This is a genomic window from Sinorhizobium fredii NGR234, from assembly GCF_000018545.1.
GTDB lineage: Bacteria > Pseudomonadota > Alphaproteobacteria > Rhizobiales > Rhizobiaceae > Sinorhizobium > Sinorhizobium fredii_A.
In genome coordinates, this window is the sequence record NC_012586.1 from 2,107,049 (window position 1) to 2,131,618 (window position 24,570).

23 protein-coding genes are annotated in these 24,570 nt (G+C 64.7%); 10 read left to right on the forward strand and 13 right to left on the reverse strand.

The annotated features are described in order from the left end of the window. Window positions 1–168: 168 nt before the first annotated feature. Window positions 169–312, forward strand: coding sequence for a hypothetical protein (locus NGR_RS32285; protein ID WP_165447123.1), 144 nt, complete (start codon window positions 169–171; stop codon window positions 310–312). A 63-nt stretch (window positions 313–375) separates the two neighbouring features. Here NGR_RS32285 and NGR_RS09885 read toward each other — a convergent pair whose 3' ends face one another. Further along, window positions 376–1,755 (reverse strand): sensor histidine kinase, encoded by a 1,380-nt coding sequence (locus NGR_RS09885; protein WP_015888126.1) that lies wholly within the window; start codon window positions 1,753–1,755, stop codon window positions 376–378. Then, complete coding sequence (locus NGR_RS09890; protein WP_015888127.1) at window positions 1,752–2,429, reverse strand: response regulator transcription factor; 678 nt, start codon at window positions 2,427–2,429, stop codon at window positions 1,752–1,754. Before NGR_RS09890 ends, NGR_RS09885 begins: the two co-directional genes overlap by 4 nt. 79 nt (window positions 2,430–2,508) lie before the next feature. Between NGR_RS09890 and NGR_RS09895 the strand changes: the two genes are divergently transcribed. The 6 genes from NGR_RS09895 to NGR_RS09915 all read left to right on the forward strand — a co-directional run bounded on the left by NGR_RS09895 (window position 2,509) and on the right by NGR_RS09915 (window position 8,132). Next, window positions 2,509–3,576 (forward strand): ABC transporter substrate-binding protein, encoded by a 1,068-nt coding sequence (locus tag NGR_RS09895; RefSeq protein ID WP_164923985.1) that lies wholly within the window; start codon window positions 2,509–2,511, stop codon window positions 3,574–3,576. 237 nt (window positions 3,577–3,813) lie between these two features. Next, on the forward strand, window positions 3,814–4,758 hold the full coding sequence (locus NGR_RS09900; protein ID WP_015888129.1) for a Bug family tripartite tricarboxylate transporter substrate binding protein: 945 nt from the start codon (window positions 3,814–3,816) through the stop codon (window positions 4,756–4,758). Further along, window positions 4,755–5,246 carry a tripartite tricarboxylate transporter TctB family protein gene (locus NGR_RS09905; RefSeq protein WP_015888130.1) on the forward strand — a complete coding sequence of 164 codons (492 nt, stop codon included), beginning with the start codon at window positions 4,755–4,757 and terminating at the stop codon, window positions 5,244–5,246. The genes NGR_RS09900 and NGR_RS09905 overlap by 4 nt, the downstream gene beginning before the upstream one ends. A 14-nt stretch (window positions 5,247–5,260) precedes the next feature. Next, window positions 5,261–6,778: a tripartite tricarboxylate transporter permease gene (locus tag NGR_RS09910; RefSeq protein WP_015888131.1), complete on the forward strand. Its 1,518-nt coding sequence runs from the start codon at window positions 5,261–5,263 to the stop codon at window positions 6,776–6,778. 198 nt (window positions 6,779–6,976) lie between these two features. Next, window positions 6,977–7,141 carry a hypothetical protein gene (locus tag NGR_RS32290; protein WP_015888132.1) on the forward strand — a complete coding sequence of 55 codons (165 nt, stop codon included), beginning with the start codon at window positions 6,977–6,979 and terminating at the stop codon, window positions 7,139–7,141. A gap of 211 nt (window positions 7,142–7,352) precedes the next feature. Next, a complete protein-coding gene (locus tag NGR_RS09915; protein WP_164923986.1) occupies window positions 7,353–8,132 on the forward strand; it encodes a TIGR01458 family HAD-type hydrolase in 780 nt (259 codons plus the stop codon). Window positions 8,133–8,189: 57 nt separating this feature from the next. Here the strand turns inward: NGR_RS09915 and NGR_RS09920 are convergent, their stop codons facing one another. After that, a complete protein-coding gene (locus NGR_RS09920) occupies window positions 8,190–9,224 on the reverse strand; it encodes a glutamine synthetase beta-grasp domain-containing protein (RefSeq protein WP_015888134.1) in 1,035 nt (344 codons plus the stop codon). A gap of 506 nt (window positions 9,225–9,730) precedes the next feature. Between NGR_RS09920 and NGR_RS09925 the strand changes: the two genes are divergently transcribed. Next, window positions 9,731–9,925, forward strand: a complete 195-nt coding sequence (locus NGR_RS09925) for a DUF2735 domain-containing protein (protein WP_164923987.1) — start codon at window positions 9,731–9,733, stop codon at window positions 9,923–9,925. A gap of 54 nt (window positions 9,926–9,979) precedes the next feature. Here NGR_RS09925 and NGR_RS09930 read toward each other — a convergent pair whose 3' ends face one another. The 8 genes from NGR_RS09930 to NGR_RS09965 all read right to left on the reverse strand — a co-directional run bounded on the left by NGR_RS09930 (window position 9,980) and on the right by NGR_RS09965 (window position 18,361). After that, window positions 9,980–10,972, reverse strand: coding sequence for a ScyD/ScyE family protein (locus NGR_RS09930; RefSeq protein WP_015888136.1), 993 nt, complete (start codon window positions 10,970–10,972; stop codon window positions 9,980–9,982). Next, complete coding sequence (locus NGR_RS09935; protein WP_164923988.1) at window positions 10,951–11,673, reverse strand: formylglycine-generating enzyme family protein; 723 nt, start codon at window positions 11,671–11,673, stop codon at window positions 10,951–10,953. Before NGR_RS09935 ends, NGR_RS09930 begins: the two co-directional genes overlap by 22 nt. Before the next feature lie 178 nt (window positions 11,674–11,851). Beyond that, window positions 11,852–12,913, reverse strand: coding sequence for an ABC transporter ATP-binding protein (locus NGR_RS09940; protein WP_015888138.1), 1,062 nt, complete (start codon window positions 12,911–12,913; stop codon window positions 11,852–11,854). A gap of 19 nt (window positions 12,914–12,932) precedes the next feature. After that, window positions 12,933–13,793, reverse strand: coding sequence for a carbohydrate ABC transporter permease (locus tag NGR_RS09945; RefSeq protein ID WP_015888139.1), 861 nt, complete (start codon window positions 13,791–13,793; stop codon window positions 12,933–12,935). Between the two features lie 4 nt (window positions 13,794–13,797). Continuing rightward, on the reverse strand, window positions 13,798–14,721 hold the full coding sequence (locus NGR_RS09950; RefSeq protein WP_015888140.1) for a carbohydrate ABC transporter permease: 924 nt from the start codon (window positions 14,719–14,721) through the stop codon (window positions 13,798–13,800). A gap of 106 nt (window positions 14,722–14,827) precedes the next feature. After that, complete coding sequence (locus NGR_RS09955; RefSeq protein ID WP_015888141.1) at window positions 14,828–16,087, reverse strand: ABC transporter substrate-binding protein; 1,260 nt, start codon at window positions 16,085–16,087, stop codon at window positions 14,828–14,830. Window positions 16,088–16,337: 250 nt separating this feature from the next. Beyond that, window positions 16,338–17,402 carry a glycosyltransferase family 2 protein gene (locus tag NGR_RS09960; protein WP_015888142.1) on the reverse strand — a complete coding sequence of 355 codons (1,065 nt, stop codon included), beginning with the start codon at window positions 17,400–17,402 and terminating at the stop codon, window positions 16,338–16,340. A gap of 260 nt (window positions 17,403–17,662) precedes the next feature. Beyond that, a complete protein-coding gene (locus tag NGR_RS09965) occupies window positions 17,663–18,361 on the reverse strand; it encodes a GntR family transcriptional regulator (RefSeq protein WP_015888143.1) in 699 nt (232 codons plus the stop codon). Window positions 18,362–18,449: 88 nt separating this feature from the next. Between NGR_RS09965 and NGR_RS09970 the strand changes: the two genes are divergently transcribed. Next, window positions 18,450–19,910, forward strand: a complete 1,461-nt coding sequence (locus NGR_RS09970; protein WP_015888144.1) for a mannitol dehydrogenase family protein — start codon at window positions 18,450–18,452, stop codon at window positions 19,908–19,910. Window positions 19,911–20,052: 142 nt separating this feature from the next. Further along, on the forward strand, window positions 20,053–21,447 hold the full coding sequence (locus tag NGR_RS09975; protein ID WP_164923989.1) for a sulfite oxidase: 1,395 nt from the start codon (window positions 20,053–20,055) through the stop codon (window positions 21,445–21,447). Window positions 21,448–21,459: 12 nt separating this feature from the next. On the opposite strand, the gene NGR_RS09980 is transcribed toward NGR_RS09975, so the two are convergent. After that, window positions 21,460–22,248 carry an ATP-binding cassette domain-containing protein gene (locus NGR_RS09980; protein ID WP_015888146.1) on the reverse strand — a complete coding sequence of 263 codons (789 nt, stop codon included), beginning with the start codon at window positions 22,246–22,248 and terminating at the stop codon, window positions 21,460–21,462. Beyond that, window positions 22,241–24,496 carry an ABC transporter permease gene (locus NGR_RS09985; protein WP_015888147.1) on the reverse strand — a complete coding sequence of 752 codons (2,256 nt, stop codon included), beginning with the start codon at window positions 24,494–24,496 and terminating at the stop codon, window positions 22,241–22,243. Before NGR_RS09985 ends, NGR_RS09980 begins: the two co-directional genes overlap by 8 nt. Window positions 24,497–24,570: the final 74 nt, after the last annotated feature.

The window sequence follows — 24,570 nt, forward strand, 5'->3', positions numbered from 1 at the left end:
GGTGAAGAAATTCATCCCGGCTTTTTTGTTCTTTTCCTACCGTTGCCAGACGATATTCTTGCCGCTCGACATATGCTTGCCCTGCAAGGCAGCCCGGTCGACTCCGCCGTGGCAATCTCGGTGCCGATAGACTATATGACGGGCATCCAAACCTACCGGAGATTAATCATGTCATCGCAGCGCAAGCCTGCGAACCAGGTTCAATCGCGTTTCGCACGCCAGCTCTGGAACGAACTGCTTCGGGTCCAGACACGCGACGCCGCATCTCTTCTCGAGGGGCGCGACCGCGACGACGATCAGGATCGTACGTAACGCATAGCGGCTACGACCGGTCAGTCGGCCGAGGCCGACTGACCTTGGGGCTTTCGCTCCCCTTCATCCCGCCGGAAACGTCACCGCCACCCTCAACCCTCGGCCACCCTCGCCGTCCTCGAGCCGCATCGTGCCGCCGTAGAGCGCGGCGATTTCCTCGACGATCGGCAGGCCGAGGCCCGTGCCGGGCGCCTCGTTGCCGCCGCGGCGGAAGCGCTTCAGCACGGCCTCGCGCAGCTCCGGCCTGATGCCCGGTCCGTTGTCCTCGACCTCGAGCGCCACCCCCTCGTCCAACGCTGAGACGCGCACCGTCACCTCCGCCCCCCGTCCCGCATAGAGCAGCGCATTGCCGATGAGGTTCTTCAGCAGCTCCCCGACGAGCAGCGGCTCGGCCCGGATCCAATATTCCCCTTCGCCGGCGAAACCGAGATCGATCCCGACCTCGCCGGCCGCCGGCACCTGCTCGGCGGTGACGCTGCGCGCCAGCCGGGCGAGTTCGATCCGCTCCGATCCGCGCGCCTCCTCCTTCGCCGCCGCATCGATCTTCGCCATCAGCAGCAATTGCGCGAGGATTCGCTCGGCGTTGGCGACCGCCTCATCCGCCTTCAGGGCAGCGGCCCGCGCCTCGTCGACCGTCGCCGCCCGGCGGGCGAGCGCCAGCTGCGTCCGGATGATGGCGAGCGGCGTGCGCAACTGATGGCTGGCATTGCCGGTGAAATGACGAAGCGCATCGAGCGCCGACTGCAGGCGCACCATGAAGGAATTGACCGTGTCGACCAGCCCCTGAACCTCGCTCGGCACACGTTCGCCGATCGGGTGAAGGTCGTCGGGACTGCGCTCGGCAATCGCGTCGCCGAGCCGATAGAGCGGCCTCAGTGAAAAGGTCACAGCCACCCAGACGATCAGCGCCGCACCGGCGATCATCAATGCGAGACGGAGCGCCGAATGCAGCAGGATTGTCTGCGTCAGCTGGCGCCTGGCGATCGTCGTCTCGGCAACGGTGACGACGAAGGGAACGGAATTGACACCGGTAGAGGCGGAGCGGCGAAGCACCGCGAGGCGGATCGGCTCGCCGCGGAAGACCGCATCGGCAAAGCTCGTCGACTGGCCGGCGACCTCGGGAAGCGATGGCAGCGTCTGGTAGCCGGTGATGAACGCACCCGGCGGCCCGTCCACCCGGTAGAAGACGCGATCCTGCGCAGCCGAGGTCAGCATTTCGAGCGCCACATAGGGAATGTCGACCTGCAGCGTGCCGTCCTCGGCGACGACCACGCGCTCGGCGATCGCCAGCGCCGAGCCCGCGAGGACCCGGTCCGAGACGACATTCGCCGTCTTGACGGCTTCCCGATAGGTATCCATCAGCGCGACCACGCCGATCACTGCGGTCGAGATCAACAACCAGCCGAGCAGCCTGCGTCGCAGCGAATAGACGACGGTCCTCATTGGGGGTTGGCCGCCTTGTCGAGGTAGTAGCCGATGCCGCGGGCGGTGCGCACCGTCAGGCCGTAGGGCGCCAGCCGCTTGCGCAGCCGGCTGACATATTGCTCGATCGCATTGGGGCTGAGGTCGTCGTCGAGGCCGGTCAGCGATTGCACGATCGCGTCCTTGGCAACCACCTTGCCGGCGCGCATGAAGAGAAGCTCGAGAAGCCCCAGTTCGCGCGCCGGAATCTCGATCGGCACGCCGCCGGCGGAAAAGCTGCGGGCGGTGAGATCCAGCGAGACATTGCCATAGCTGACGATCGAACTGCGCAACCCGGCCTGGCGCCGGAGCAGGACCCGCACGCGCGCCTCGAACTCGCCGATGTCGAAAGGCTTGATCAGGTAGTCGTCAGCCCCGAGATCGAGGCCCTTTACCCTTTCTTCCGGGGATCCCCGCGCCGTCAGGATCAGGACGGCCGCCCGGTTCTGCCGGGCCCGCATGGCACGCAGCACGTCGAGCCCGTCCATTTCCGGCAGGTTCAGATCCAGGATGACCAGATCGAAGCTCTCGGCCGCGGCGACGGCATGCGCCGAAGCGCCGTCGTTCACCACGTCGACGGCGTAGCCGCTGTCACGCAACAGGGTCGAGAGACCCTCTGCCAGGGCCTGATTGTCTTCAACGAGCAAGATTCGCAATTTTTACGTCTCCCCGCCCCACAGCTTATCGGTCGCGACCTTGCTTGTGAACGGCGTCGGGCTCAGGCATTGTGCAAATATGCGCTTGTTGATTTCTTTCGCTTTTTGGTTGCTTTTGGCTCGGCTCGCGTGTGCCGCCCCAGTGCTGTTCCCGGCCGCTTCGGGCGATACGGCCGCCCCGGTTCTCGTCGTCTATTCCTCGCTCGACGAGCCCTTGGCGCGGCCGATGATCGTCGGTTTCCAGAAGGCCAATCCGAATGTCGCGGTCCGCTACGAGGATATGCTCACCGGCGAGATCTACGACCGGATCGTCAAGGAAACCGATGCGGGTCAGAGGACGGCCGATTTCGCCTTCTCTTCCGCCATGGACCTGCAGGTGAAGCTCAGCAACGACGGGTACGCGCAGCGCAGCGACCTGCCGATGAGCGGCCGCTGGCCGGCCTGGGCCAACTGGCGCAATACGGCTTACGCGCTGACCTTCGAGCCGGCCGTGTTCGTCTATCACAAGCCGAGCTTCGCAAGAGAGCGGCCACCGGCGACGCGCGCCGAATTCGTCGAATACCTGAAGCGGCAAGGCAGCGACGTCTTCGGCCGCATCGGCACCTACGACATCGAGCGATCGGGCGTCGGCTTCCTGTTCATGGCCCGCGACCAGGAACAATTCGGCGACATCTGGAGCGTCATCCAGGCGATGGGCGCGGCCGGCGTCAAGCTCTATTCGACCAGCCAGGCTATCCTCGAGCGGGTCGCGGACGGACGCTTCGTGCTCGGCTACAACATCCTCGGTTCCTACGCCGCCGATTGGGCCTCGCGGCACCCGGATGTCGGCATCGTGCTGCCGAAGGATTATACCGTGGTGATGTCGCGAATCGGTCTCGTGCCGCAGGCAGCCGCCTCTCCCGATCTTGGCCGCCGCTATCTCGAATTCTTCATGTCGAAGGAAGGCCAGACGATCATGGCCCGCGAGTTGCAGATCCCGGCCGTCAGCCCGGAGGTCGCCGGCGAGAACACCGCCAATACGATGCAGGAAATGCTTGGCGGGCAGTTGAAGCCGGTACCGGTCAGCCCCGGACTGATGGTCTATCTCGATCAGGTGAAGCGTGCCCGGCTGATCGCCCGCTGGAACGAGGTGCTCAGACTCCAGTGAATATCCTTGGTGGCCGAAACAAACCGTTTACGCGCTGCCGGGTTGATGTCAGGTTAATGTCAGCTTTCTATGTTGGTTTAGGGCCGCTGGCGACCCGTGGAGGCGGAGTGCCAGCAGCGCATCGGGAGGAAATCACCAATCCGGTCGGAGGTTGCCGCTTTTAAGCTCAGCCGCCCGTTTCTCCCGTTCGCGACAACAATCACCGCGCGGACGAACCGCGCCTACGGAGGACCGACCTTGAAACATTTCTTCCTCGCATCCATTCTCGCCGGCGCGCTGGCGCTTCCGGCCTATGCCGCCGACTACACGATTATCGCGCCGGCAAACCCCGGCGGCGGCTGGGACCAGACCGCCCGCTCGCTGCAGACCGTCATGCAGCAGGAAGGCATTTCCGGCAACGTGCAGGTGCAGAACGTGCCCGGCGCCGGCGGCACGATCGGGCTCGCCCAGTTCGCCAGCCAGCAGAAGGGCAACCCGAATGCGCTGCTCGTCGGCGGTTACGTCATGGTCGGCGCCATCCTCACCAACAACTCGCCGGTCACCCTCAAGGACGTCACGCCGATCGCTCGCCTGACGGGCGAATATGAGGCGATCGTCGTTCCGGCCGCTTCCGAGATCAAGACGATGGCCGATCTCGTCGAGGCGCTGAAGAAGGATCCGGGCGCCGTTTCCTGGGGCGGCGGATCGGCCGGCGGCACCGACCACATCGCCGTGGGCCTCATTGCCAAGGCTGCCGGCGTCGACCCGACCAAGATCAACTACATCGCCTATTCCGGCGGTGGCGAGGCGCTCGCCGCCATTCTCGGCAGCCAGGTGACCGCCGGCATTTCCGGCTACGGCGAATTCGAGTCGCAGGTCAAGGCCGGCACGCTCCGCCTTCTCGCCGTCACGAGTGCCGAGCGCATCGAAGGCATCGATGCCCCGACGCTGAAGGAATCGGGCCTCGACGTCGTCGTCGAGAACTGGCGCATGGTCGCCGCCGCTCCGGGCCTCACCGACGAGCAGAAGGCTGCCGTCTCCGCCGACATCGAGAAGCTCGCCAAGTCCGCCGGCTGGCAGGAAGTGCTGAAGACCAAGGGCTGGCAGGACACGTACCTCGCCGGCGCCGCCTTCGATGAGCAGCTCTCCAAGGACGTTTCGGCAACCGAAGCCGTCCTCAAGGACATCGGACTGGTCAAATGAGCAGGGGAGATAGCCCTTCCGTCGAAACGCGCCGCCCTGACAGGGCGGCGCTGATCATCGCCGTCGTACTCGCTGCGATTGCCGGCCTGATCTTCTGGGACGTGTCCCGTCTCGCTGGGCTCGCCGGCTACTCGCAGGTCGGTCCAACCACCGTGCCTTACGCGATCGCCTGCTGTCTTATCGTGCTTGCCATCTGGACGGCCATCGAGGGCTTCAGGGGCGATTTCGCCGAGCGTGAGCCGCAGCAGCTCGGGCCGGTCGCCTGGATCGTCGGCGGCCTTGCGGCGCAGATGCTGCTGCTCAATACGCTCGGTTTTTCGATCGCGACCGGCGTGCTCTTCGCCATGACGGCGCGCGGCTTCGGGAAGCGGCAGCTTTGGCTGACAATGCCCTTCGGCATCGTCGCCAGTTTCGTGGTCTGGACGATCTTCGCCAAAGTCCTGCAATTGTCGCTGCCGGCAGGACCGCTCGAACGTCTGCTCTTCTAGAAAGGCCGGCACCTATGGGTACTCTCGATTTCCTTTTGCAGGGGCTGCTGGTTGCTGCGCAACCGATGAACCTGCTCTACGCGTTGATCGGCGTGACACTCGGCACGGCTGTCGGCGTCCTGCCGGGCATCGGTCCTGCTTTGACTGTGGCGCTTCTGCTGCCTGTCACCTACCAGCTTGATCCGGGCGGCTCGCTGATCATGTTCGCCGGCATCTACTACGGCGGCATGTATGGCGGCTCGACGACATCGATCCTGCTCAACACGCCCGGCGAAAGCTCCTCGATCGTCACCGCGCTCGAAGGCAACAAGATGGCGCGCGCCGGCCGTGGCGGACCCGCCCTGGCGACCGCGGCGATCGGCTCCTTCGTCGCCGGCCTCATTGCTACGCTCGGCCTTGCCTTCGTTGCCCCCTATATCGTCAAGCTGGCCCTCGTCTTCGGCCCGCGCGAATATTTTGCGCTGATGGTGCTCGCCTTCGTCACCGTTTCTTCCGCCTTCGGCGACTCGACGCTGCGCGGCCTCACCTCGCTCTTCGTCGGCCTGACGCTCGCCTGCATCGGCATCGACCAGTTGACCGGCCAGGCGCGGCTCTCCTTCGGGGTTCCGGATCTGCTCGACGGCATCGAGGTGACGACGCTCGCCGTTGCCATGTTCGCGATCGGCGAAACCCTCTACATCGCCGCCCAGGGCGACAAGGGCCCCGACAAGGTCGAGGCCGTGCGCGGCTCGGTGTGGATGAGCGCCACGGATTGGGCGCGTTCCTGGAAGGCGTGGCTGCGCGGCACGTTCATCGGCTTCCCGATCGGCGCGATGCCGGCCGGCGGCGCCGAGATCGGCACGTTCCTGTCCTATGCCACCGAGAAGCGGCTGAGCAAGCATCCGGAGGAATTCGGCAATGGCGCGATCGAAGGCGTCGCCGGTCCGGAAGCCGCCAACAACGCGTCGGCGGCCGGCACGCTCGTGCCGCTCCTGACCCTCGGCCTGCCGACCTCGGCGACGGCGGCGATCATGCTCGCCGGCTTCCAGCAATACGGCCTGCAGCCCGGCCCGCTGCTCTTCGCGACCAATCCGCAGCTCGTCTGGGGCCTGATCGCCAGCCTGCTGATCGCCAACTTCATGCTGCTCGTCCTGAACCTGCCGCTGGTCGGCCTCTGGGTGAAGCTGCTGACGATCCCGAAGCCCTGGCTCTATGCCGGCATCCTGCTGTTCGCAACGCTCGGCACGATCGGCGCCAATCCCTCGGTGTTCGAACTGGGCATGCTGCTCGCCTTCGGCCTGCTCGGCTACGTCATGCGCGTCTTCGGCTACCCGATCGCACCGGTCGTCGTCGGCCTGATCCTCGGGCCGCTCGCCGAACAGCAGTTGCGCCGGGCGCTGTCGATCAGCCAGGGTGACGTGACCGTGCTCTTCACCTCGCCGATTGCCGCCGTGCTGCTGGCGATCGCGGCGCTGGCCTTCATCGTGCCGCTGATCCTGAGGGCCCGCGGCCGCGGCGAAGTGCTCGCCCAGCTTGCGGCCAGCGAAGACTGATCTCTTCCGCCTCCCAAGGCGCTTAGAGGAGCGGAACGAGGAGGGGCAGCCACGTCCCGCTCAACAGCAGGCCCGGTTGGCGACCGCCACCGGGCCTGCTTTCATTGCATGGCTGGAGTGAGGTTTTGTGCATTGCAAAATAGCCTCGCCGGGCCCATCTTTTGCTCATCGAATTGAAACGAAAAGTGAGCAAAGACAATGACTAGCAAGAACCGCATGGGCTTCATCGGCCGCGCCTTCGCCGTCCTGGGCGCAGCGACCGCCGCAGCCGCGGCCGTCGAAGGTCACCGTCGCCCGAATGCCCGCGACCTCCACACGCTCGGCATCAATCCGGCCAACTTCCCGGACACCCGCCCAGGCTGATCCGGAACATACGGTCGCAGACTGGTCTGGTCGTGCGGCTATGAGACGACGGAATAGGCGGCGGCTGAATTTGCCGCCGTTGGGATGAAATCCCGCAGCTTTCACGAGTGGTCCCGCTGCCACGCTTCTCTTCCACCGGAGACGTTGGGCGCCACCGGTGACGACTGATCCCCACTCTTGACCCATGGCGAGGCCGTGTCATCCTCATCGGATGACCAGCGCTGTGCTCCTGGATCTTGCCGGGGTCATCTATGATGGCGAGAAAGCCGTCCCCGGGGCGGCAGAGGCGGTCGCCCGCCTGCGCGCCGCCGGCCTTCCCATCCGCTTCGTCAGCAACACGACTCGCTCGAGCAAGCCGACCATCCTTGCCCGGCTCGCGCGACTGGGGCTTCCCGTGACGAGCAATGAACTCTTCACGCCGGCCGAGGCCGCCTGCGATTGGCTCCGCGCGCACAGTCGCGGCGCCCATCTGCTGGTCCATCCCGATCTCGTCTCCGAGTTCCAGGATCTGCCCACTGACAGCGGCATGGCGGTCGTCGTCGGCGACGCTGGCGATGCCTTCGATTATCGATCCCTGAACGCCGCCTTTCGAAAACTCACCGATGGCGCCGAATTGCTGGCGCTTGCGCCGAACCGCGCCTTCAAGGACGCCGACGGCGGGTTGAGCCTCGACGCTGGACCCTTTATCGCCGCGCTGGAATTTGCCAGCCAGCGGCAAGCGATCGTCCTCGGCAAGCCGGCACCCGGCTTTTTCCGCGCCGCCCTCGCCACCATACCTTGTCCGGCAGCCGAGGCCGTGATGGTCGGGGACGATGCGGAAACGGATGTCGCCGGTGCGCTGAGCGCCGGGCTTGGTCACGCGCTGCTGGTGCGGACGGGAAAGTATCGCGAGGGTGACGAGGCGCGGTTCGCGCCGGCGCCGTCTGCCACTGTTGACGACATTTCGGCCGCAGTCGACTGGATCCTGGCAAGGCGCCGCGGGAGCGAATGATCCGGCGAACAAAAAAGGCGCCGACCGAGGTCGGCGCCGTCAAGTGGCTTGGGAGTCTTAAGCGACCTTCGAAACCGCGGCCGGAACGGAAGCAATCGTCTTCAGAACGCGCGAAGCGATCTGGTAGGGGTCGCCCTGGGAGTTCGGGCGGCGGTCTTCCAGATAACCCTTATAGCCGTTGTTGACGAAGCTGTGCGGCACGCGGATCGATGCGCCGCGGTCGGCAACACCGTAGCTGAACTTGTTCCACGGCGCCGTCTCGTGCTTGCCGGTCAGGCGCAGGTGGTTGTCCGGACCGTAGACCTCGATGTGTTCCATCAGGTTCTTGTCGAAGGCGGCCATCAGCGCTTCGAAATAGTCCTTGCCGCCGACTTCACGCATGTAGGCGGTCGAGAAGTTGCAGTGCATGCCGGAGCCGTTCCAGTCGGTGTCGCCGAGCGGCTTGCAGTGGTACTCGACGTCGATGCCGTATTTTTCGGTCAGGCGCTGCAGCAAGTAGCGCGCCATCCACACTTCGTCGGCAGCCCTCTTGGAGCCCTTGCCGAAGACCTGGAATTCCCACTGGCCCTTGGCGACTTCGGCGTTGATGCCTTCATGGTTGATGCCGGCGGCCAGGCAGATATCGAGATGCTCTTCGACAATCTTGCGGGCGACATCACCGACATTCGAATAGCCGACACCGGTGTAGTACGGGCCCTGCGGCGCCGGATAGCCCTGCTCCGGGAAGCCGAGCGGGCGGCCGTTCTTGTAGAAGAAGTATTCCTGCTCGAAGCCGAACCAGGCGCCTTCGTCGTCGAGGATCGTGGCGCGCGAGTTCGACGGATGCGGCGTCTTGCCGTCCGGCATCATGACCTCGCACATGACCAGCACGCCGTTGGTGCGGACCGGATCCGGGTAGACGGCAACCGGCTTCAGCACGCAATCGGAGCTGCGGCCTTCGGCCTGGTTCGTCGAGCTTCCGTCGAAGCCCCAGAGCGGAAGCTGCTCGAGCGTCGGAAAGGCGTCGAATTCCTTGATCTGCGTCTTGCCGCGGAGATTTGGTACGGGCGTGTAGCCATCGAGCCAGATGTACTCGAGCTTATACTTGGTCATTAGCGAATCTCTCTAACGTGGTGCTGCGAGGTTTGAGAATTCCTGGCGCGGCCTCGCACGGAAAACGTGCTCGACCACCAGGGATCGACTCCCTTCAAGCATCAAGCGTGCCAACTCGGCGAGCGGCTCGACTCTTTTTTCGGCCGGCAGCGGATCGAGACCGGATTCCGTTGGATCGAGCGCACGGATCGTGGCGGACGGCAAATCGCCCCTGAGGCATCGGTTTTTTGCCACCCCGTTGATTTTGCTGGATATACCGCACCTTCCCGCCGCTCGACCCTACGGCGTCCGCATCCGGCGGCAGCGCAGCGAACGCTGCAAAATGCGTCAGTTGCGCGCAGCTGCCTAAAAAATCGCACCGAGCGCCTTCCCTCGCGTCCAAGCACAGGGCCATGCTCGCGAATCCGGCACGCAATTGAACGTTTTTTCGGCATTTCGCGTAAATGATGTGCAATTTCTGCCACGGCGTACTATCTTTGACCGCAGGACTCACCGGAGACCAGAGCATGGCCACGAGTTTTCACGGGAAGACCGCGACGATCTATCAGTTCCCGACACGCATTTCCCGGAAGGCCGAGGAGCGCCGCTCCGAGGGGCTGCGGAAGGCGGAGTTTGCTTCGTCGGATGTGTGCGCGGCTGCCATCGACGGCTGCTGGTATCACGAGGAAGCAGTTCGCGAGGAAACAAGCACCAAGCACTGAGCGAAATCCCCGCGCATCGGCGATCGCCTTGCCGATGCGTTGATCACCCGCGAGCTATTCCCGTCTTAGGAAGTGCAGGTTGCCGGCGAGGTCGGAAACGACGAGTTGCCGGTCGTCCCAGACGAGCACCGAGACCGGGCGTGTCAGGCCACTGACGATGGTGGTTCTGCGCTTTGCCGCGGCTTCGATCCTGAGCAGTCGGCCACTGCCTTTTGCAAAACCTTGCTTCTGATCATAGGTCCCGTGTTCGAGCACGAGCATTGCTTCGTCGCCCGCAAAAACGATCGCCACCGGCGCGTTGAGGCCGTCGGTTTCGAGCCGCGGTTCGGACGCGCCGGCCGTGGGGATCGACACGACCTTGCCTGCTCCGGCAAGAAAGGGAAAGCCGCCGAAGAGCGCGACATAGAGGCGCCCCTTGTGAAGCGCGATGCCGGTCGGCACCGCATCGACCTCGTAGCCGCTGTTCGCCTCGAATTCCGTCGGCGACAGGCTCTGCAACGCCCCTTCCTTCTGCGGCAATCGCCGGAAACTGATCAGCGTCTTCTTTCGTCCATCGCGCTCAACGCGCTCGACGCTGTTGCGCGCCGCATCGACGACATAAAAGCCCTGGTCGGCGGCGACGAAATCGAAAGGGTTCCAGAAGTCATTGCTGATGACCCGTGTCTTTCCCGCACCGTCGATCGCGACCAGGCTGTGATCCAGCGGCGTTTCCTTGGCATCGGTCGGCGTCCATCCTTGCGCGACGACAAACTCACCACCGACACGTGCGACGCGATACGGCCCCGTCGGGTCGCCGATCACGTCGGGCCCGTGCGGAAAGACGGGACCGAAGGCGGTGAGACGCCCGTCCTCGTCGCGGCGGTACAGGCGCCCACCCGCGAGATCGGTCACGAGCAGGCTGCGGCCGTCGCGGACGAGGCCGGCAAAGGCGGCGCCGGGAACATGGACCGTTTCGAGCCGGTAGTCCGCTGCAGCCAGCGGTTCCGCACCAGCGCTGCGCGCCAGCAGAACGATACAGGCGGCGATCAGGGCGAGGAACGGACGCATCGGAAGCCACCATTCGCTGCAAAACGGAAATCGGGATCATAGGCGAGCCGGTAGGTGGTCGTCAGGTGGCCCGCGTCGCTGTTCCAGGACCCGCCGCGCAGCACGCGATGGTGTCCCGCGGCGGCGGATGCTCCGATGTAAGGCGCGTAGATGTCACTCGTCCATTCCCAGACATTGCCGACCAGGTTGAGGACGCCTTCGGGGCTGGCACCGGCAGCGAAGGAATCGGCCGGTGCGGTCATCGGGTAGCCGTCGCGGTCGTCGCCGGAGCAGCAGGCATCGGCACCGACATTGGCCCGCGCCTCGTCGCTGGAACCGTTGCCCCAGGGAACAGCATTGCCCTCAGCGCCTCGCGCCGCCCGCTCATACTGCTGCTCCGACGGCAGAGCGAGGCCGTAGTGCCGGCAGAAGGCAGTTGCATCGCCCCAGCTGACGCCGACGACCGGACGATCCGCGAGCCCCAGCAACGGATGCTCGGCATAAAAGGCCGGCCGGTGGCCGGTCGCCGCGACGAAGGCTCGGTATTGCCGGTTGGTGATCTCGGTGCGGTTGATCGCGAAGGCGCTGCCTTCGACCACGCGCCGGGGGCGTTCGTTTTCGGGTCCATTGTCGCTGCCGAAGACGAAGGCGCCAGCGGGAATGTCGACAAGGGGATTGCCGGCGATCGGCTCGTGACCAGCGGCGATCGCGCCGGATGCCATGACGAAAGCGATTGCCGCTATCCCTGTTTGATGGCGGCGAAGGCGACGTATCCGGCCACACCCCCCTCTGCCCTGCCGGGCATCTCCCCCACAAGGAGGGAGATGCCCGGCAGGGCAGAGGGGGGTGTCGGCACCCGCCTCGCGATGCACCCCCTCGGACCACGTCCCAACTACTGGGCTAGAAATCCACACGTCGCTCCGTCTCCGCATCGAACAGGAACATGCGATCTGCCTCGATCCTGACGCCGAGGCGCTGGTCGATCTGGCCGGCGAAGTTCTTGTCGGCACGCAAGGTCATGAGCCGGCCGCCGAGTTGCAGGCTGACAAGCGTGTTCTCGCCGGTAAGCTCCACCGAATAGATCGGCGCGACAAGATTGGCGTCGGTATCCTCGGGGCGCGCCACGTGGATGTCCTCCGGACGGACGCCGAGCACGGCGCGTGCAATGCTGACGTTATCGGCACCCCCGACACGCAGGCCTGCGCTCACGAACACGCCGTCCTTCACCTCGCCCGGGATGAGGTTCATGGCCGGCGAGCCGATGAAGCCCGCGACGAACAGGGTGCGGGGATCGTTATAGATTTCCCGCGGCGTTCCAAGCTGCTCGATCACCCCTTTGTTCATCACGGCGACGCGATGGGCGAGCGTCATCGCCTCGATCTGGTCATGGGTCACGTAGATCGTCGTCACCTGCAGCTCGTGCTGCAGATGCTTCAGCTCGGCGCGCATCTGGGTTCTGAGCTTCGCATCCAGGTTGGAGAGCGGCTCGTCCATGAGGAAGACGCGCGGCGTGCGGACGATGGCGCGGGCGAGTGCGACGCGCTGGCGCTGGCCGCCCGACAGTTCCTTGGGCAGGCGCTTGAGCATCGTGTCGAGCTCGACCCGCCGCGCCACCTCGGTGATGCGGCGCTTGTATTCCTCCGGCGGCACTTTGCGGATCTTCAAGGGATAGCCGATGTTGTCCTCGACGGAGAGATGCGGATAGAGCGCATAGGACTGGAAGACCATCGCCACGTCGCGATATTTCGGGAGCACGTCGTTGATCCGGTCGGCGTCGATATAGATGTCGCCGGACGTCGCCTCCTCGAGGCCGGCGACCATCCGCATCGTCGTGGTCTTGCCGCAGCCCGAGGGGCCGAGGAGGACGAGGAATTCCTTGTCGCGGATCTCGAGATTGAAATCGTGGACCGCGACGAACTCGCCGAACTTCTTTGTCACATTGTCGAACCGGACGGACGCCATGGGCCTCTCCCCCTCCCCCTTACCCCTTGACGGCGCCGAGGGAGAGCCCCCGGACGAGGTGCTTCTGGACGATGAAAGCGAAGATGACGATCGGTACGCAGGCCATGAAACCGGCGGCGCTGATCTCTCCCCAATAGGTGTTGTACTGGGTCACCCGCCCGGCGATGCCGATCGGCAGCGTCTGCGATTGCTCGGTGAGCGTGATGACGAGCGACAGCAGGAACTCGTTCCACGAAATGATCAGGCAGAAGATGGCGGTCGCCGCGAGCCCCGGGCGGGCGAGCGGCAGCGCCACATGCAGGAATGCGCCCCAGCGCGTGTCGCCGTCGACGACCGCCGCCTCTTCCAGCTCGACCGGAAGATCCTGGAAATAGCTCTTCATCATCCAGGTCGCAAACGGCAGGTTGAAGGCGGTATAGGCGATGATCAGCGCCGACTTGGTGTTGAGCATGTCGAAATAGTTGAAGAACAGATAGAGCGGGATGATGCTGACGATCGGTGGCATCATCCGTGTCGACAGGATCCAGAACGAAATCTGCTTGCGCCACTGCCAGGGATAGCTGAACCGCGCCAGCGCATATCCCGCCATGGTCCCGAAGGTCACCGAAATGACAGTCGTTCCGATGGCGACGAGGAAGCTGTTCAGGGCGTATTGAAGGAACGGGCGTTGGATGAAGGCTTCGTCGTAGTGCTTCAGCGTCGGGTTTCGCGGCACCCATTCCGGCGGCACGGCGAAAATGTCGATGTCGAACTTGAACGAGTTCGCTGCGATCCAGTAGACGGGAAAGAGCGTCAGGATCAGCGCGACGAGGATCGCCAGATAGGCCGACAGGCGGAGAAGCATCTCCCGGGTGCGACTGCGTGTTCGTATCGTCGCCATCCTCTCACTCCGCCAGCCGCATGCGTTTCATGAACCAGGTGCTGAGCACGATGGTCACGAACAGCACGAACAGTGATATTGCCGCCGCGTAGCCGGGATCGGCGAAGCGGTAGGCGACCTGGTAGATATAGAGGCTCAGGACCTTGGTGCGGTCGGCCGGGCCGCCGCCCGTCAGGATGAAGACGAGGTCGAAAAGCCGCAGCGCATCCATGACGCGCAGGAGAAGCGCAATGGCGATCACCGGCTTCAGAAAGGGCAGCGTCAGGTCCCAGAATTGCCGCCAGGACGAGGCTCCGTCGAGCGCGGCCGCCTCGTAGGGTTCGACCGGCAGGCTTGCCAGCCCAGCAAGCATCAGCAGGAAGACGAACGGCGTCCACTGCCAGACATCGGCGACGATGATCGAGAACATGGCGAGGTTCACGTCGCCCGCCCAGGCCTGAACGGGAAGACCGAGCAGGAACATGATCTCGTTCAGAACGCCGAACTGCGGCTCGTAGATGAGCTTCCAGGTGATCGCGACCGCGATCGGCGGCAGCATCATCGGAATCATCAGCACCGTCTTCAAAAAACTGAGCCGCCGGATGAACCTGTCGAGAAGAAGCGCCAGCCCCAGGCCGAGAAGGAATTCGAGCGCCACCGCCACGAGCGTGAACACCACCGTATTGCGGAGCGCCACGTGGAATTGCGGATCGGAAAGCAGCCGCGCGAAATTGCCGACGCCGACGAATTCCCAAGGCAGGTCCGGATTGGGGCTGATCCGATGGACCGCCGCGTAAAACATATAGATGCTGGGAAAGATCGTCAGGGCCAACAGGATGAGCACGGTCGGCGCGAGCATCAGGTAGCGCAGGTGGCGCTCCGCCCAATGCTCCAGGCCCCCTCCTCGCCGAAGCGACTTGGCTGATGTGTCCTTGTCGGACTTCAACATCGGTCCCTCCCGTGGACCTGTCCGTACGCACTCCGGCCGCGCCGGATCGAGTTCCGGCGCGGCCGCAAGAGCGAGGCGCGCGGCCCCGCTCGACGAAGACGGCCGCTTATTTGAGGCCAGTGATCTGCTCTACCGCGGCCTGTGAATTCTTCAGCGCCTCCTCCGGCGAGATCGTCCCGGCGACCGCCTTTGAAAGCTCGATGCCGAAGGCATTCTCGATTTCCGGCCACTTCGGATGGCGCGGGCGCGGCGTCGAGGCCTGGATCGCCTCCATCAGCACCGGATAGTGGCGGAACTGCTCCTGCTTGGTGAGTTCCTGATCGGTGAAGACCGAGGTGCGCACCGGCGGGTTGCCGCGTTCGGCGGAGATCTTGATCTGCTCGGCCGTGGTCGCCCACATCATGAAGTCGAAGGCCTCCTGCTTGTTCTTGGATGCCGCCATGATGCCCATCGTCCAGTGACCGATCTCCGAACTGCCCGGCTTCGTGCCGGCCGGGATCGGGCTATAGGAGATCTTGCCGACCATCTTCGACTGGCTCGGGTCCTCGAAGGTCGCTACCCAGTTCGGCCAGTTGATCGACGAGGCGGCGGTGCCGGCCGCAAGGGCGGTCCCGACCTCGTTGGCGTTGTAACTCTCGACGCCCTTCGGCGACACGTCGCGCAACGCCATGAAAGCCTTCATCGCGGCAGCGCCCTCGGGCGTATCGATCGTCACCTTCGTGCGGTCCGCGTTGAACATGTCGGCGCCATAGGACCAGAAGATCGGCATGAAGTCGGCAACGACCGGATTGCCCTGGCCGCCCCGGAAGACATAGCCGAAGTAGCGGCCGCCACCCTGTTCGGTCAGTGCCTTGGCCGCCTTCAGCACATCGTCCCACGTCTTCGGGGCCTCGACGCCGGCTTCCTTGAACTTGGCGGCGTCATAGAAGAACATCTGGGCGTTGCCCACATAGGGCAGGCACACGTACGGTCCCGAGTTATAGGGATTGCGGCAGATCGCCAGCGACTTCGACAGGAAATCGTTGTCCGGCCCTTCCACCCCGGCGCCCTTGAAATAGGACGTCAGATCCTCGAGATGGCCGTTCTCCGCAAAGAACGGGATCCACGGGTCGTCCATCAGAATGATGTCGAACACGCCGGACTTGGTTGCCCCGGCATTGGCACCCTGCTCGAACACATTGGCATAGGGCGCCTGCACCGTCTCCACCTTGGTGTTTTTCATCTTCGCGTAGTCGGCGGCCGCGGCTCTGAGGCCGTCGCCTTCACTGCCGGAAGGCACGAGGATCGTGATGTCAGCCCAGGCCGACGCGCTGATCGCGAGTGCAGAGGCCGCGGCAGCGAGGGCCAGACAGAATTTGCGCACCATTGAACACCTCCCAATCCGAGCACTTGGCGAGACCACCCCATGGCGGTCCTGCCCTGTCCGGCTTGGCGGAGAGGCTGATGCAACGTCCATGACAGTCCGGCCCACAACGGGTCGGACGGTCATCGGGCTTCTCCACAAGCCGACGTTGCTCCCGACGCAAATCTACCACATTGCGCTTGATTTAGAGAGGGTCGTATTAGCTACCGCTTTTGTTGCAGTGTCCCAGGCCCGCGCTCGGCGGAAACGCGGACTATCCCGTGACATAGCGAATGGTTCTGGACAGCCGGGCGAGAACGGCCGGCCTCGAAGAGGCGACGAGCTTCCACGACAGCACGGCCTGCGCCATGCGCTGCGGCAGGAGACCGACCGAAAGGAACCAGGCCGCCAGCATGGCGCGGCGGCGAAGCGAGACGTTCATCTCCATGCTGGCAGCGGCGCCTGCCGCGGCAAGCGAGAGCCGCGAATCCTCGGCGACCGGATGGCGGCGGCTATCGACGCAAATCGAGGCCAGGCGTTCCTCGAGGTGAACCGGATCGCGCAGGTTGGCATCCGCCCGCACTGCCAGCCCGACATCCACTGCCTGATCCGCCAAGGCCTGCAACCGATGGAGGTCGTGCTCCACCCGCCATCGCGCCCTCTGGCCGAGCTTCTCGGCGAAGACCGAATGGTTGCCTCCATGCATGCGGTAGGCGCCGAGGCAGGTGTCGATCGACTTCACCCTTCCATAAAGCGGGGCCAGCGTGACGAGATAGCCGTCGGCACCCTGCCGAAATTCCTGCTCCGGCACCGGCATGATGTTTTGCAGTGCCGATAGCGCGAAGGCCAGTCCGCTGGTCACCGTCGTCTGGTAGCGGGCCCGGCGCATGAGTTGCGGGGTGACGTCGCCGGAATCGAAGGGCACTTCGGGCGGTGGGAACACGTCCTTGACGCGTTGCCGCTCGTCGACGATGTGCAGCCGGAACTGCATTTGCGCAACCTCGCCGTCCCACCGCGCGACGATTTCCGAAACGGCATTGGGATAGAGATAGTCATCGGCGTCCAGGAAGAGAACGATCGCGCCGCGGCTGGCCGCAAATCCTGTATTGAAGGCTGCGCCGTGACCGCCATTTTCCGGCCGGATGCATGCCTTGATCCGCGACCCGTAGGAAGCGATGACATCGGCGGACTCGTCGGTGGACGCGTCATCGACGACGATCACTTCCACGTCGCCATGGCCTTGGCTGAGGGCGCTGTCGATGGCGTTCCTCAGGAAACGCGCATAGTTGTAGTTCGCAATGATGATGGAGACAGGAAGACGGTCCTGGGTGGAATGCATCGCATTGAACCTCGCAGATCTGCTTTGGTCGCGGCGAACCTTCTCATCGGGTCCTTGGAGAAAATGCCCGCTCCGGAGTGCAACCATTTCGGTGCGGCAGAGGCATTGGCCTGACATAGGCCAGCGGGCAGCGAAGATCGTTTTCGATCGAGTGCGAGCCTCGTTAGTTTTGTGGCATTTGAATGACCTTCAAAGCCGGGCAGCGTGTCCTGACGGCTGCTCTGGAGCGGATTGGGCCCCGTATTTTCCTTTGAAGAACCTTAAGCAAAATAGTCCGGATGGTGTGCGCGAAGCGCTTCGACATCCGGAATGACGGCGCCGAGATGGTGCATCATCGCGGCCGAGGCGCGAGCCTTGTCGTGCGCCGCGATTGCATCGCGGATCGCCGCGTGTTCCTCCGTGACGGTTGTCATGCGACCGGGCACCGGCAATGTCAGCCGGCGGGCGCGATCGATCTGCAGCTTGACCGATTTGAGAAGCGTCCAGATGCCGGGATAGCCGGCAATCGCTGAAATGGCTTCGTGGAACGCCTCGTCCTGTTCGTAGAAATGCGCGGCGTCGTTCAGGCTGGCATGGGCACGCTGGCGGGCGATGATTCTATCGAGACGCGCGATATCCCCGGCCGTGGCGACTTGTGCCGCCCGCTCGACTGTCGTTCGCTCCAGCGATTTGCGAATGACCACCGCCTCTGGAATGGCCGACAGCGGTATTCGCGAGACGAAGGTGCCCGATTGCGGGAAAATCTCGACGAGGCCCGCTTCGGCGAGCCGCAGAAGCGCCTCACGCACCGGCGTCCGGCTGACGCCGAATTGCTCGGCAATGCGCTTTTCCTGCAGCGACAGACCCGGCTTCAACTCAAGCGAGACGATTTGAGCGTGGAGTTGCTGATAAATGGCGGCGGCCGTCGTTACCCGAAGAAGCCTGATGGGGCCGGGACCGTCTGATGCTTGATGCCGCAATTTCTGAACTCGCCGCGTTTGACACTTTCTGTCGTACTAGTATATCAATTTGCCGGCACTGCCAAACGGATGCGGGAGGAAGAGCGCCATGCGGCTTTCAAGACAGACGCTCGACCGCCTGCCCGAAGGCGTAGGTAAGCCGGACTATGACCCGGCGCGCCTGAGCATAGGCATTGTCCATCTCGGTATCGGCGCCTTCCACCGCGCCCACCAGGCGGTCTTTACCGATGCTGTGCTCGCGAGCGATCCGTCGTGGGGAATCTGCGGCGTCTCGCTCCGGAGCCCCGATACGCGCGACGCCCTTCAGCCTCAGGACGGCCTCTACACGCTCAAGATCCAGGACGGCGAAGGCGAACGGCTGCAGATGATCGGCAGCGTCGTCGAACTGCTCTGCGCGCCGGAAAATCCGGAAGCGGTTCTCGCCCGGATGGCCCATCCAGCCACACGCATCGTGTCGCTGACGATCACCGAGAAAGGCTATTGCCACAATCCCGCTACCGGCATGCTGGACGAGAACCATCCCGACATCGTCCATGATCTTGAAAACCCCCAGCGGCCGCGCTCGGCGATCGGCTTCATCGTCGAGGCGCTTGCCAGAAGGGTAACGGCCGGTATCGCTCCCTTCACCCTGCTATCCTGTGACAATCTCCCGTCGAATGGCCACGTTTTGAAACGGGTGGTGACACGTTTCGCGGAACTGCGCTCCACCGACCTGGCCGGCCTGGCGCAAAGTATCACGTCGCCCTCCACCATGGTCGACCGGATCGTGCCGGCCACCACGGACAGCGACCGGCAGGCGATCGCAGCTTCGCTCGGGCTCGAGGACGCCTGGCCGATCATGACCGAACCTTTCCGGCAATGGGTGATCGAGGACGATTTCCCGCTCGGTCGCCCCGCCTGGCAGGAGGCGGGGGTCGTCTTCGCCGACGATGTCGCCGCATTCGAGATGATGAAGTTGCGGCTCCTGAACGGCAGCCATTCGACGCTCGCCTATCTCGGCTATCTGGCCGGCGCCGAGACAGTGGCCGAAGCCATGGCCCTTCCGGGAATGGAGGCGCTCATCGCGGGACTGATGCGCGAAGAAGCGTCGCCGACCCTGCCGCCCCTGTCGGGACTCGATCTCGCCGCCTACCGCGCCGATCTGCTGCGGCGCTTCCGCAACCCGCGGCTCCGTCACCGGACCTGGCAGATCGCCATGGACGGCTCGCAGAAGCTGCCGCAACGCCTGCTCGGCACGATCCGCGACCGCCTCAAGGCCGGAAAACCATACGATCGGCTGGCACTCGGCGTCGCCGCCTGGATGCGATACGCGCGCGGGCTGGACGAACAGGGCCGGGCGATCGACGTCCGCGATCCCCATGCCGCCCGCATCGCCGGACTCGTCCGGGATCTCGTCGAACCGGAACGGATCGTCGACGCCTATTTGACGATGCAGGACATATTCGATGCCGATCTGGCGGCAAACGCCGCTTTTCGCGAGGCACTCGTCAAGGCTCTGGCGCAGCTCTTCGAAGCAGGCTCGGCGGCGACGCTTCGCGCCTACGCGTGAGGTGGCGGCAGGTCTGCCGGGGCTCGACGCGACGCAGCTTCACCATGGCCGCTCCGCGGCCTTCAGCGATATCAGGCGAAAGCGACGATGCCGCATGATATATTGCGGTGAATACGCGTCCGGTTTTACCGAAAGGTTCCCGATGCCTCTGTTCATCGTGCGCCATCAGCATTCGCCCGAGGCCTGCCCCGCGCGCGACCCGGCCATGGCCGTCATGCTGCTGAACCACTTGAGCCGGCCGAGTGCGGCTCGCCACGGCGTCGTCATCAAGGGAGAGGCCGTCGTTCGCGGGTCCCACTCACTGTTCTTCATCGCCGAGGCGGCGGACGAGGTGTCCCTGGAGGCGTTCCTCACGCCGTTCCGCCAGGCCGGCGCGGTCGAGGTGATGGCGGCGTCGACCTGCGCCGAGGTGGTTGCGAGCGGCGGCTGCGATCAGCCCCCGGCGGAGATTTCGGCCGCGCTGCTCGATCCGGCCGACGCCTGCCAGGACGCCATCGAGGCGGGACTCCTCATTCATCGGGCCAATCCGTTGAACGGCGAGACGTCGGTGCCTGACCTCGCGGGCGGGGCGGTGATGCCCAACGGTCGGTTTTATCTGCGCAACCACTTCGATATTCCGAACCTCGACGGCGATCGCTACCGGCTCTCGGTCGGCGGGCTGGTCGAAAGGCCCCTGAGCCTCAGCATGCGCGACCTTCACAATCTTCGCGCCGAGAGCCTCCTGGTGACCCTCGAATGCGCCGGCAACGGCCGCAGGCTGTTCGAGCCGGAGGTGCCCGGAGAGCCCTGGGGCGTCGGCGCCGTCAGCACTGCCGAATGGACCGGCGTTCCGCTGATCGAAGTGATCGAACGGGCCGGCCTGCGTCCCGGGGCGACCCACCTCATGTTCCGTGGTGCGGACGGCGGGCTCGTCGACGGGCACGATGCGCCGATCCGTTTCGAGCGCGGCCTCTCGTTCGACCAGGTCCGCGAAGCGGGAGCGCTGCTCGCCTACGAAATGAACGGCGAGCCGCTGTCGCCGCCGCACGGCTACCCGCTGCGGCTGATCGTGCCCGGCTGGTATGCGGTGGCGTCCGTCAAGTGGCTGACCGAGATCATCGCTACCGACACGCCCTGCGAGGCCCACTACCAGGCGGAGAAGTACTGGTACCAGTGGGTCCGCAACGGGCACGACGCGCGTGAGCCGGTGACGATCATGAATGTGCGGGCGCTGATTGCTTCGCCGGATCAGGGGGAGAGCCTGCCACGCGGCGAGACGGCGATCCGGGGCGTCGCGTGGTCAGGCACCGGAAGCATATCGAGGGTCGATGTGAGCCTCAACGACGGGCGGTGGCGCGCGGCGCGGCTGGTGGGCGAGCGGCGGCGTTCCGCGTGGCAATGGTGGGAGCTGATCACGCGCCTCGATGAAACGGGGCCGCTCGTCGTGCGGGCGCGGGCCACCGACACGGCGGGGCGAACGCAACCCGATCACGCCGAGTGGAACCGCCTGGGCTACGGCAACAACTCGATCCACTGCGTGACGGCACAGGTGGTCTGAAGCGTTGCCGTGCTACGACCGGCGCTGTCTTGCCTCGTCTGCCGTCAGCGCCGTCTCGCGGGTGCCGGAGACGATGATCTCCAGCACCTCGTGCTCGTCGGTGTTCCTGATGTAGCGGTCACCGACATATTCGCCGCGCTTCAACACCATGACCCGGTCGCCGACGGCGAAGATGTCGACGAGCCGGTGCGAGATGATGATCTGCGCGACGCCTTGCCGCTTCAGTTCGAGCATGGTCTCGAGCAGCCGCTCGGTCGCCATCACCGAAAGGTTGGCGGTCGGCTCGTCGAGGATGACGACGCGCGGCTCGAAGGAGATCGCCCGGGCGATCGCCACGGACTGCTGGCGCCCGCCCGAAAGGCTCTCGACCTTCTGGTAGACCGAGTTCACGTCGACCTTGAGCCGCTTCAGCACCCGATCGGCTTGCGCATACATCGCCCGCCGGTCGACGAACGGGCCTTTGAGCGGCCAGCGGCCGAGGAAGATGTTCTGGCCGACATCCATGTTTCCGCAGAGCGCGAAGTCCTGGTAGATCATCTCGATGCCGGCGTCGCGGCTCTCATGCGGGCTCTTGAACTGCACCGGCTCGCCCGCGACGAGGATTCCCCCCGCGTCGCGCTGATAGGCGCCCGTCAGGATTTTCATCAGCGTCGACTTGCCGGCCGAGTTGTCGCCGACAAGGCCGAGGATTTCGCCGGGATAGAGGACGAGATCGACCTTGCGAAGCGCCTGCACGGCGCCGAAGGCCTTTTCGATGCCGCGCATCTCGACGATCGGTTGGGTCGCCTGCATGTCAACCATGACTTGCCGCTCCGGTTGGCGCTCGCTTCGCAAAACGTGCACGCAGGGTTCCAAGGATGTTGGCCTGGCGCACCCATATGTCGATCAGCACGGCGACGATCAGGATGACGCCGATGAAGACGTTGATCCAGTGCTGCGGCATGGTGAACCCCTGGACGTTCAGTTGCAGCAGCGCCCGGATCAGCGTGATGACGGCGGCTCCGGCAAGCGAGCCGATCATCGTCCCATGGCCGCCGAAGATCGACCCACCGCCGATGATCACCGAGGCGATGGCATCGAGTTCGCGGAACTGGCCGGCAACCGGGTTGAAGCTGCGGAAATAGGCGACGTTGATGAGCCCGGCCATGGTCGCGCAGAGCGCCGCCAGCATCAGCGAGAGAAAACGGATGCGGTTGGTATTGATGCCGGCATAGGCGGCCGCGCGCTGGTTGCCGCCGGTGGCGCAGACCTTGAGGCCGAACGGCGTATAGGCGAGCACGATGCCGGCGGTGACGGCGACGAAGAACATCCAGACCGTCTGGACGCTGACCACCTCGGTGACGCTGCGGATAATGCCCGGCGGCAGCGTGACGCCGAAATAGAGGAGCACGTCGCTGACCTTGCGGCCGATGAGATTGTAGGCCTCGGTCCAGCCGGTGAGTTGCTGCCCGGCAACGAACCAGGCGGCAAGACCGCGGGCGATATAGAACATGCCGAGCGTGGCGATGAAGGAGGGCAGCTTGAAGCCCACGGTCACGGTGGCGTTGACGAGCCCCGCTGCCATGCCGGCGACGAGCCCCATGGCGATCGCCGTCATCGGATCGGCCCCCAGCACCTTGAGGAAATAGGCGGCCGTGCTGCCGGCGAGCGCCAGGACCGCGCCGACCGAGAGGTCGATATCTCCGGCGGCGATCACATAGGTCAGCCCGATGGTGATCAGTGCCAGCTCCGTGTAGTTGAGCAGGATGGCGAAGGTGTTGGAGAGGTTCCACCAATAGTCCGGCCGAAGCGCCAAGCCGGTGAGCCATAGGGCGGCGGCCAGGATGATGGCAAGTGCATCGCGCCGCGCCAGGAATTTGCCGAAGCCTGTCGCCGACAAAGCCATGTCCGCCGCCATCGCTCCCTTGGTCTGGACGCCCTCGAGAGCAACGCCACCCGTTTCCATGGCCGCAGGCGGCGGCCGCCGGCACAGCCAGGCCCAGAAGCGCGCCAGTACCTGTCGGCGAATGAGATAGGGTTCGATGAGCACGGCGATGACGAGGAGAAGACCGAGGAAGACCAGTACCGCGCCGGCCGGCAGCGTATAGCGGGCACCGACCGCAATGCTCTCGCCGTCGATGACGACGGTGCGGGTGATCGGCCAGCCTTCGCGCAGCACCTTGTCGATAAGCACGACCAGCGCGGCGCCGAGACAGGACCCGACGACCCGGCCGCGGCCGCCGAGGATCGAGGCGCCGCCGATGATCACCGAAGCGATCACGGTCAATTCCCAGCTGACGCCGTAGAGAGGAGTGACGCCCTTGTCCTGGGCAGCCGCCAGCAGGGCCGCAACGGTCGCCGAGAGCGAAGAGATCAGATAGGCGCGGATCCGCACCCAGTTCGCCGGGATGCCGGCATAGACGGCAGCCTGCTCGTTGCCGCCGGTGGCGAAGGTCTCGTAGCCCCAGCGCGTCTTGGCAAGCACGAACGCCCCGATCGCCGCGACGATCGCGAAGATGGCGATCTGGTTGTTGAAGCCGAGGACGTTCGTCTCGCCCAGGTGAAAGAATAGGGCAGCGTCCTTCGCCTTGCCCGAATAGTAGATCGCCTGGCCATGCGTCAGCGCCAGCACGAAGCCGCGGCCGATGAACAGCATCGTCAGCGTGGCAATGAAGGCCGGAACTTTGAGGAGCGTGACGAGCACGCCGTTGAAGAGACCGATGGCAGCGCCGAGGAGCAGGCAAACGAGGGTGGTGGCGCCGATGCCGAAATCGAGAAAGCTCGGCGCGAAGAGCCTCGCGAAAACGACCGCGATCAGACCGTAGGTCGAGCCGACGGAGAGATCGAGATCCTTGTTGACGATGACGAAGGTCATCCCGACCGCAATGATCCCGACGCGGGAAGTATCGCGTAAGAGCGCGTGGAGGCCCTCGGTCGAGCCGAAGAAGGTCGGGTTGACGATGGCTCCGGCGAGATAGAGCAGCGCGATGAAGACGAGCAGCCCGCCCTCCCAGCTGCCGGCAATCTGGGAGGGCGCGCGGCCGAGCGATACGGTCGTGGGTGGTGTCATGTGGGCGCCTTCAGCTTGTGCCCCGCAGGCGGATTCGAGCGCCGTGTCTGAGGCCCGCCATCATCCGCTCTCAC